The 8,119-nt window shown below is 49.0% G+C and carries 8 protein-coding genes; 1 reads left to right on the forward strand and 7 read right to left on the reverse strand.

Going from position 1 to position 8,119, the window contains the following annotated elements; translation table 11 throughout:
- Positions 1-1,027: 1,027 nt before the first annotated feature.
- From PHH49_08360 to PHH49_08380, 5 genes are all read right to left on the reverse strand, one after another.
- Positions 1,028-1,339 carry a hypothetical protein gene (locus PHH49_08360; protein ID MDD5488950.1) on the reverse strand — a complete coding sequence of 104 codons (312 nt, stop codon included), beginning with the start codon at positions 1,337-1,339 and terminating at the stop codon, positions 1,028-1,030.
- Between the two features lie 504 nt (positions 1,340-1,843).
- Positions 1,844-2,371: a hypothetical protein gene (locus PHH49_08365; protein MDD5488951.1), complete on the reverse strand. Its 528-nt coding sequence runs from the start codon at positions 2,369-2,371 to the stop codon at positions 1,844-1,846.
- Positions 2,372-2,478: 107 nt separating this feature from the next.
- Positions 2,479-3,501 (reverse strand): hypothetical protein, encoded by a 1,023-nt coding sequence (locus PHH49_08370; protein ID MDD5488952.1) that lies wholly within the window; start codon positions 3,499-3,501, stop codon positions 2,479-2,481.
- A 99-nt stretch (positions 3,502-3,600) separates the two neighbouring features.
- Positions 3,601-4,677, reverse strand: a complete 1,077-nt coding sequence (locus PHH49_08375) for a hypothetical protein (protein ID MDD5488953.1) — start codon at positions 4,675-4,677, stop codon at positions 3,601-3,603.
- Positions 4,678-5,573: 896 nt separating this feature from the next.
- Complete coding sequence (locus PHH49_08380) at positions 5,574-6,026, reverse strand: hypothetical protein (GenBank protein ID MDD5488954.1); 453 nt, start codon at positions 6,024-6,026, stop codon at positions 5,574-5,576.
- A 264-nt stretch (positions 6,027-6,290) separates the two neighbouring features.
- Between PHH49_08380 and PHH49_08385 the strand changes: the two genes are divergently transcribed.
- Positions 6,291-6,506: a hypothetical protein gene (locus PHH49_08385; protein ID MDD5488955.1), complete on the forward strand. Its 216-nt coding sequence runs from the start codon at positions 6,291-6,293 to the stop codon at positions 6,504-6,506.
- Between the two features lie 9 nt (positions 6,507-6,515).
- Here PHH49_08385 and PHH49_08390 read toward each other — a convergent pair whose 3' ends face one another.
- Together PHH49_08390 and PHH49_08395 are read right to left on the reverse strand one after the other, a co-directional pair.
- On the reverse strand, positions 6,516-7,559 hold the full coding sequence (locus PHH49_08390; GenBank protein MDD5488956.1) for a hypothetical protein: 1,044 nt from the start codon (positions 7,557-7,559) through the stop codon (positions 6,516-6,518).
- A gap of 57 nt (positions 7,560-7,616) precedes the next feature.
- Positions 7,617-8,119: hypothetical protein (locus tag PHH49_08395; GenBank protein MDD5488957.1), on the reverse strand; the 503-nt coding region annotated here is incomplete at its 5' end.

Here is an 8,119-nt window from a genome sequence, read left to right on the forward strand (position 1 = left end):
CTCTTCCGATCTTAAAAAAAAGCGGCCCGCAGGCCGCTTTTTTACCCTTTCTGGTTCTGGCTTTGAAATAAAAGGGGGGTGTGGTGGTACGGTACGTCATCTGTACCTGAGGTCGAGTAGCTTGGTTGTCTGGTGATTAGTGTATAGTGTAGCGGTGGTCTATGGTTGTTCGAGTAGTAGGGCTGGCCGTGGGTTGTATAGTGAGCGGTGGTAGTATGTAAAGGCCGGTAGTTTTGATGTCGTGTAGTAGGTTTGGGTGGCTGTAATGAAAATTGGGGGGCTTGTAATGGTTGGTTGTATAGGTTGATGTGGTAATGGCGGGTCGGGGCGGGCCATGGCGTGCCACGGCCCGCCTGGTTGTTGGTTATTATTGGCCGGTGGTGATGGTTTGCTTGATATTACCTGAGTAGTATATTACCGGCTATGATTGTTTACGGTGTTTGATGATGCAAGATATATCGCCACATGTGGGCTGCTGCCGGCCGGGGATTAGCTGGTAAGGCTTAGAGCATATAGGACATTTGGCGATTGCCTGATCATCTATGGTTACTCGTCGGTGTTTTCTAGCTGTCTTTCCCATATATCAGCGCATGACCTCCTTTGTAGTCGTTGACATAATGTATTGGCGATTGTGAAAAAACAACGCTGTGCGTTGTGGTAGTCTAAAAACGGCCCCCATAACCATTGTAGCAGGGGTGGTAGTGAATATAGTAATTGTTCCTCGATGTCGAGGTATTTCTCTAAGTTGGCGACACGAAGTTGACAGCCGGTTTGATTGTCAATGGATAGGTCAATAAAAAGTGATAGTGCTGTGCCTCCCATGACGCCACGGCGCATGCTTTCTAGGCTTAGTGCTGCCCCTATAATGAACATTGGCGACTTGAACATTAGCATAGTTAGGGTTTTGCCTCCTGCTGTATGGCTCGAAGATGTTTGATTGATAGGTATTCATAGGTTCGCCTGATGGGTAGGGGTATGAAGTATCGTTTCGGCGGTCGACGTATAGGCGTGGCTGGTGGTGTTTTGGTTATGCCTTGTATGTGCATAGCTCTTTATATATGGCTACGTTGGTTCGGCCGGCTATTGCGAAGTCTCTGAAAGCCCCTTGTGAGTAAATGGCAATCCAGCCTAGTTGTTGGTTGACGGCCTCTAAGTGTGGTAGTAGCTCATCCTCTAGTAGATTGATGGCCAAGTATGCAGAATGGAAGTCTTTCTGTCTTATGGCTAAGAAGGCTCCAAGGCCGGCTGACTGTATGGCTTCCTCCTCAATGAATTGTATAAAGGTTATGGCCTCCATGACGGTCATAACGCCCTCTATAACCGGCATTACCCATGCCATGTTGTAACCTCCTAGACTACGTTACCGGGCCGGCGGGTCCTGATGGTGTAATAGGTGTCATTATATTTATGTGTGCGGTAAAGGTCCAGCCGGCCAGTTGGTGATGGCCTTGTTAATTTCCTCCGTGATATGTTCTAAAAAAGCGTCGGTATCTTTGGTTTGGTAGTCGCAGCGTGGACACTTGAAGCCGGTACTGGTTCGGTACTGGTCGAGGATGGTTAAAGTAGCGTTGTAGTCCTGTGCGTTGCTGCCGCTTCTGGTTAGTGATACTCGCATAGCGGGCAAGTTGCCGGCGGCTTGTTGTGCGTTGGTTGATGCCGGCGGTGTCCTGAATTTAGCCGGTATCGGTGTCGGTGTTGGTATCTTTTGTTGGGCTTGTTCTTTTTGTTCTGGCTTCATTTCGGATAGCCTCACGCCTGAGATATAAAATTTGTGGTTTCCGTGCCTAAAAACGGCCCTCTAGGATGGACAAGAGAGGCCCTAAAAGGCGTCGTGAATAGTAATCTACGTCTGGAAGTGGTCAAAGTGAAAGTCCTCCGGTGTTGTGTCGGGTTCCTCGTCGGTATACTCGTATGTATCGACGGATATTTTCTGGTCTAGGTGTATCATGTGTAGTATGGTGGCCATATCGGCCATGCTGCCGGTGGGTACTAAAACTCGCAAGTTCTCACAATGTTTAGATAGCTCCTTTAGTTGCGAGGCGGTGCGGTCTAGGCCGATTTCCCGGTTGGTTTTTAGTTCGCACTCAAATAATATACCTCTGTGGTAGTAGGCTAGGTCGAGGTATGCGCTGCCTCGTTTTAGGTTAATGCTGCGGTCGGTATCGGGTAGGTGTAGGTGAGCGACGTTGTAGCGTGTGATGCCTCGTTTTTTGAGTGATTGACAGTAGTGGAATAGGGCCTTGTGGTGCATACTTTCCCTGACGTCGGTAAATAACTCAAAGCTGATGCGCCGGCCGGCTTGGCTGACACTAACGATGCCGTATGGTGTCGAGAGCGTATAGGTGTCGGCTGAAAATGTTCCGGGTTGCATTAAGCCTCCCTCTGTTTTACATAATTATAGTGTTACTATAGGATAGCCGGATGCCGGCGATATTGTCAATAGGGCGGGCCCGGCCGGCACCGGCCGGATCCGGCCGGTTAGTATTCGCTGTGGCCGATGACTTGTTGTTGTTGGGTGGGCCAGTATACCCATGGGTTGCCGGATAATTCCAGCGAACGCCAGAATACCCACGGGTTCATGGGGCCGTAATCGGGTATTGAGTCGAAGAATATCGTATTTTTCGGCCCTGCTGCGCTGCTGCTTGGTACTGGTGATTGAAGATAGTTCGGGGCTATCAGGGTTAGTGTCCACTCGTCAATTTTGGTTTCCTTGAAGTTGATGAAGTAGGGCGGCTGTTGGTGATATGGGTTGCCGTCAAGTGGTGGTAGTGGGTCTATCTTGTATAGTAGGCCGTCGGCTCTCCTGTGTCCTGAGATATAATGCCAGTTGTCATTGTATGATTGGTTTAGTTGCTGGCCACCAACGAACATCCATATCCAGAATGATGGCCGAAGCTGAATGTATTGGTGTAGCTCTAGCCGGATGAAGCTAGTAAATCCCCTTGAGGATGGCCACCAACCGGACAGGTTGGTGGTAATGACGTATGATGTGGCTGTGGTGTTTACTGCTTCTAGTAGGTAGTTGGCGTTGCCTAGGTGTTCAAAGTAGGCTATAAAGCCATGCAGCCACGATGATGAAAGGAATATTCGTTTTACCTCTAGGGGGTCTCCTGCTGCGTCGGTAACAATCATGCAAAGGTCGGTCGGTATAGGGTGAACTGTGCCTTTTGTGGCTAGGTCGTGAATGTCGAGGCTTATTGCTAGGGATTTTCCTGATAGCAGTTTAGTATCGCTGCGGCCGTGTGGTGGTTGGTATGATATGAACTGATATTCGTTTTTTAGCCGTTGTTTGTTTGGTCGTGGTAGTTGGCTATATCGCTGAACGGCCCTAGTAAAGCGTTGGCGTTGTAGGGCCGTGGCCTTGCTTCCCGGGTGCATGACATCGGCCGGTGTTAGTATCTTTCGCCGGCACGTGATAACGTCGCCGCTCTTTAGCGACTGAGAGTATATGCCGGTATTGCTGGCTTGTGGGCGTTTTGTTCCTATCGTTACTCTTGCCATATCTCTAATAAGTTTTGATCTAAACTGCGGGGAGGGGCTTTGCCCCTCCCCGCTTGGTAAATTATGCAGCTATATTATATAGGTCGATGAAAGCTAGGTTTAAGTAGCGGTCAATTCGATGCACTCATGGCCGGCTGCCAGAACTGCCGATTGGGCGGCCCTGATTACGCTTTCATATCCTGAGGCTGACAATACGAAATCATATGTTTCGTCCTCGACGGTCTGTGAAACAGGGATGTCGCCGTATTCGTCGGAATAGCGACGCCATGTGATAAAGCTGGTGTCGACCTTGGTAATCTCTAGCTTGGCGTCCTCGACTGGTACAACGTCGTCATAGTCTACATGAGAAGTGGCGACGGCTGCGTCGGTCATGTCGTAGTAGACAGCGCCGTTGATGTGGTCAATCTCTAGGCTTTCAAGCTGCGTGTATACGCCGTCGCCCTCGGAAATATCAAGGGTTTCGATTACTACGCTGCCGAAGTCTATCGGCCGGTAGGCGGTACGGAGCGCGGCCGCTATTGTTGCGGCTGCGGGTATCGAACTCTCGCCACCGGGGACGGTGTAAAGAACCTCCCTCGTTACTGTGCGGCCGCCGGCGGTGTAGGATATTAGTAGCTTGTCGCCGGCCGCTATTGCTGAACCTAGGTCTTTGGCTCCGTCTGTCTTGGTGATTGCCGATGGAATACGAACGTCGCCCATGGCTAGGTCGATGTAGGCATCCATGGTTTCATCTGCGCCGTCTGCGGTAAAGGTTAGGCTGCCGATCTTTACCGGGCTATAGCCTAGAGAAAAAGCGTGGGCCGTTGGTACGGGGTTAAGGTCTTGTCGGGTTGTTGAAGCTGACGCCACCTGCTTAATCCCCATGATGGGGTCGATGGGGGTTTCCTCGCCGGAGCATGCCGCTTGCTGCCAGCGTTTGACCATAAGGTTAAAGCCTGACATAACGAGGCCGGTTGCTAGGTAGCTGTATGCCAGTCGCTGCAAGCTGTGTAGAATGTGCCACTTGTCGATGGCGTTCGAGAAGTGGTTTCTGACAACCTGCTGCATGGTGGTTTTCGGGTTCGAGGGGATAACGTATTTGCGGCGATACTGCCGGCCTTTCCACTTAGCAAAGACGCCGGCTTTTCCGGCTTGGCCGGAATACTCATCGCCGAAGATGTTGATTATTTTTACCATCTGTCAATTTCCTCCTTGGTTGGTATTTTTGAATGTGGAATGAGATAGCTGGATAAGAAACGAAGTATCGTTAGAATTTTTTGTTTTTCTTTTCTACCTATCACCTCCTTTTTATTCTGGTGGTGGTGGGTGGTCAAAGCCAGAACCAGAAAGGGTAAAAAAGCGGCCTGCGGGCCGCTTTTTTTTATATAAACTAAGTGAGCAGCCCCGCTCCCCCCCCGCTCACCACCTCTTTTTTTCCATTGGGGCGGGGGTCGTTTTCCTGCCTCTATGATGATGCTAGACTACGATAAAATGATATGTCAAGTACCTTTTGAAAGAAAAAAGGGGATTGATAGAGATTTAGAGGGTATGAACGCTTGTCAATGGGTCTGGTTGGGTCGTGTTGTCAATTTGCCGGGTGGGGGGCGTAAGAAAAACAAAAAAATCGCCGTTTTTACTATTCTTAGTAGTGGTATGAATAATGGAGATAGGGAGTTTATCGGGAGAATAGGGGGAATCCCCCCCTCACCACACCGGGGCCTTTCCTCACCAAATTTTGGCTCCGGACCCGTTCTAGCCAGCTTCGCCTAACCAGTTTTAAGACATGGGAGCGGAATGGTCTGTCCTGCAAGGTAGTTACAGTTGTTCCACATGGAGCTGGCCCGCCTTGCAGCTATTCAGTTGTACGCCGAATGGGTGATTGATGATTTCGGCTCCGCATGGTATGGCTATAATGTACCAGCGGTCAGCAAGACGGGCCATAATTTGACATAACTTTTATTATACGACCATGTGCGTCATGGGTGGGTTACGTTTACCTGTTTTCAAGAGTTGACATAGCATATAACGTACGCCCTATGTGCCTGTTTTGCTGTTGTTATAGATGATATATTAGTATCGTGGTGGTTGCAAGGTTACTGGCGGGCGTTCTCGGTCAATGACAGGTATTTAGGGGAAAGGGCGGCGATTGCTTCATCTATTGGTAGCCATTTTTGGCTTAAGGCGTGGTCTGCTTTTGTTAATTCAACGCCATAGTGCGGACAAAGGTGTGCGGTTGACGCCTGTATTAGCCATTCTTTGAGGTCGGGGGCGTTTGGGTGTACGGGGCATGATTGGCCCTCGGGCAAGTTACAGTCGGAAAATTGGAATGGGCAAGTTTTGGCTGGCACTCGGACAAGTATTTTAATGTGGTCTTTGTGGTCGACGACATATCGTGGCATTTGTGGTATGACGTAACAGTCGTCGATTTGCCAGCCGGCCTGTTCTGCGGCGTCGATGGCGTCGGTCGCAATTCTGCTGACCTTTTCCCCTGTGTGTTTATTGGTAACGTCGAAGCAACGTAGTTGCTCGATCTCGGTTTCTGGCATGTGCATGCCTCCTTTTGTCGCTGTTTTATTGCAGCGTTCCTTTTGCGGCGTTTGATGTCTTGGTATAACCGCAAAGCTGCATAGTAGAACTGTGCGACAGGTAGACGCATGCCACCCACTCTGCAGAAAGCCTCCTTTCGTCTGGATAGTAGGGGTTGGTGTGCTGGTATATGATTATATAATCATGTCGGGGCTGGTGTGTATATCCCCCATTAGTAGTGGGTTGACAGTATGGTTTATCATGGTGGTATGATGGGGTCAATTATGAGCGAAGAAATAAAGGCCATACTGGCGGGTATTGCGCCACTAATAGCAATCGTTGTGATAGGGTGTGTTGTGTATAATGCGCTTGAAATGGGCCATGATGGCATGGGTTTGGTGGCTGGTGTAGCGTCGATTGCCGGCTTGGGCGGCTATGAAGTGAAAGAGTGGATATATCGCCGGCGGTCAACAACCACGAAGGATGATGAAGGGAAGTAAGGGCGGGGGTTAAAATGGCCGGTATTCTTTACTGATGCCGGCCAGCGTGGTTGCTGTAATGATGTCCCCTGGGTCGGCGGTTAGTTCCAGATAGTCTAGCCATTGTTCGCTATCAAAGCTGCTCATGTTCTGCCACTTGGCGATCGTGATACCGTTACGGCTGTGTTCTATGTCTTTCAAGGCCGTATGTCTAACGGATATAAGGTGTGCGCCGGCTGCTTGCGGTAAAGGCTGGCCATAAACACGAAATAGCAGGTCTTTGGTATCGTCAACAGTCCATGTAGAGCCTGAATCGGTACTATTAAGCATAACTCCCCTTGGATAAAATGGGGCCTCTTGTCTGAGATAAATAATTATATACGTTGCGCCTCCTCCACCTATAAGATTGGCCTGTATGACATATTCTTGGCCTTTGGTTAGTAGTATTGGGTCAAAAGTGAAAGAATACCACGCAATTTCGGTTTCAGATATGGTTGAGGGTGCTCTAGATATTTCACATAAAGGTGCGCCGGTTGGCTTGTGGTTAATGTCGGCAAGATATAAACGGACATAAAATGGGCCGGTAATGGTTAGCTTACGTTTAAGGGATAGCTGAATATTGTTTGCGTAATAAGAGTATTCCGGCGTGAATGTTTGCGCTCGCCATTTTCCTGAATATGCAAAAGCGTATGATGTAGAAGCGTCGGAAAGCTGATCATAAATGCCGTATGGTAGTGGTGGGGCGGGTGGTGGCTTATAAAGCAGGGTATATTTGATGTGTTCGAGGTATAGCTTCAAAGCTAGTCTGTGCCATGGTAGGGGTTGTTTATGGTCGTCAACTATCCAGTGAGATATGGCATAGCCATCTAAAAAACGCCTCTGAGGTAGTGTGAGGGATTTACGCCAAGCTAGGGCTGATGTGTAAAGTTGGCGGTGTTCAATCTGCTTCTCACTCGCTATAGCTCGTTTAGGCTGTCTCATTCGCCGGATTTGCACGCCGTGTTTCCTCTGGTAGACGGCCGGCCCCTGAGTGCCTATCTTAATATCGCCTGTTATGTTGAGTATCTTTACCATCGTAGTACCACTATATGTTGTGGTATCCTCAGCTCATTATACCACAAGATGTTGTGGTTAGTACCCTAGCTCCTGTTTTCTGGCCTTAAAGGCTGCCTCGCCATGGTCTATCGTGTTGACATCTAGCCGGTATGTCTTGGGTAATGGTTGCCATTGTAGTATATAGCCTTGCCAGAGTGTTAAGGTTTCCAGTTCTGTGGGGTCGGCGATCTCAAAGCCGGCCGGCGGGTATGTGTATATTAGGAAATAGTTATTGATGCCTCCTATGACTACGATTTGCAGTAGTTCGTTGTGTTGGTAAGCGTGATAGCCTTTGTCGGGGTTGGCCCTGTCCATGTAATTAAGCCTGTAGTGTTCGGTATAGGCTTCGAGCTGTGATATTATTGGATAAGGTAACATCGTCTTGAATGGTACTACTTTATAGGTAATCATTTTATCGTAGTCTAGCATACAAGTAAATCGTTTGACTAGGGGGTGAATGGAAAAAAAGAGGTGGTGAGCGGGGGGGGAGCGGGGCTGCTCACTAATTAGTTCCATCGATGAAAATGATGTCGTTAATA

The organism is Candidatus Omnitrophota bacterium, from assembly GCA_028715965.1.
Lineage (GTDB): Bacteria > Omnitrophota > Gorgyraeia > Tantalellales > Tantalellaceae > JAQUQS01.

Bases quoted from the DNA above. Each gene is read 5' to 3' on its own strand.
- PHH49_08360 (MDD5488950.1), bottom strand. From the start codon at position 1,339: ATGGCATGGGTAATGCCGGTTATAGAGGGCGTTATGACCGTCATGGAG.
- PHH49_08365 (MDD5488951.1), bottom strand. From the start codon at position 2,371: ATGCAACCCGGAACATTTTCAGCCGACACCTATACGCTCTCGACACCA.
- PHH49_08370 (MDD5488952.1), bottom strand. From the start codon at position 3,501: ATGGCAAGAGTAACGATAGGAACAAAACGCCCACAAGCCAGCAATACC.
- PHH49_08375 (MDD5488953.1), bottom strand. From the start codon at position 4,677: ATGGTAAAAATAATCAACATCTTCGGCGATGAGTATTCCGGCCAAGCC.
- PHH49_08380 (MDD5488954.1), bottom strand. From the start codon at position 6,026: ATGCCAGAAACCGAGATCGAGCAACTACGTTGCTTCGACGTTACCAAT.
- PHH49_08385 (MDD5488955.1), top strand. From the start codon at position 6,291: ATGAGCGAAGAAATAAAGGCCATACTGGCGGGTATTGCGCCACTAATA.
- PHH49_08390 (MDD5488956.1), bottom strand. From the start codon at position 7,559: ATGGTAAAGATACTCAACATAACAGGCGATATTAAGATAGGCACTCAG.